At 49.2% G+C, this 1,217-nt stretch carries 1 protein-coding gene; it reads right to left on the bottom strand.

Translation table 11 applies throughout. From position 1 onward, the window contains the following. Positions 1-1,217, bottom strand: a 1,217-nt coding sequence (locus R7Q46_RS24965) for a putative 2-aminoethylphosphonate ABC transporter permease subunit (RefSeq protein WP_318077900.1), incomplete at both ends; no start/stop codon positions are given.

Raw genomic sequence — 1,217 nt, 5'->3', positions numbered from 1 at the left:
CACGATCTTCGCAATCGCGGCTGCAATCATGATCATCACGGCCATCGCGGCAGCTGCGCCCGTTTGGCCTGCATCGTCCATGTTTAGAATCGATACCGAAGCAGGAATCGTATCGGTTGAGTACAGGAATACTACCGCAGAAGTGGTGGTCAATGCATTAACAAACAAGTAGGTTGCGATGTCCAAAACAGCAGGCATACAAACCGGTAAGGTCACTTTGAAGAACAACTTATACTGAGGCAGCTTGACCGATGCTGCCGTCGCTTCTATCTCTGAAGGCAGTTGCTTGAGAGCGGTTAACGCTGTCATGTGGCCGACTGTGTAATAGTGCACTACGGTGTTAATCACCAGAAACGCCATCGTACCGTAAAGCACATTCAATGGGTTGTTCACATCATTGAAGTAAAAGATGTATCCCAAACCCAAAACCATGCCCGGCACCGCCATTGGCACCACGCTCAGCATTTGCATCGCCTGACGAACTGGCTCAAACGCACGACCTTTTTCAATACAGTAGGCACCGACAAAAATCACAGCGGTACCAATCAGCGCAGTCCAACCTGCCAGCGTTAACGAGTTGAAGAACGGGCTCCAGCCATAGGTACTCATCTCTGCGAAGTTGTAATTGTTCAGCGTCAGCGCTTTATTCCACGGCCAAAATGTCACTAGAGAGCCGTACACCGCCATGCCTAACACTGTCAGTACTGCGACAGAAATCAGTGAACAGTATACGAAGCAAAGGCCATCACGCGTTTTGTTGGGTTCTGGTTGATAAGGCACCGAGCGCGTGTCGAATAAGCTCTTTTGTTTTTTCTGCACCCAACGATCCGCACCAAACGCCATTACCGCAGGAAATAACAGCATGATGCTGGTCACTGCACCCATGGCAAAATTTTGCTGGCCCACCACTTGTTTGAAGATGTCGGTCGCCAGAACGTTATAGCTTCCGCCAATGACTTTCGGCACACCAAAATCGGTGATCACCAACGTGAATACGACAATCAGAGTGCTGATCAAACCGTATTTCGCCGCAGGTAACGTCACCATAAAAAAGGTCTTCATCGGTGAGGTTTTTAGAGCACGAGCGGCCTCATACAAACGGGCATCGGAAGTACGCAGCGAAGTGGTCAAAATCATCAGAGCATGAGGAAAGGTCCAAAAGATCAACCCCATTGAAATACCAATCACACCATACACTGAGTGACCACCAAGTAGCT

It is taken from the genome of Vibrio sp. 811 (assembly GCF_033339195.1).
Note: the sequence above shows the minus strand (reverse complement) of the source record. Positions and strands in the feature narration are given on the sequence as shown.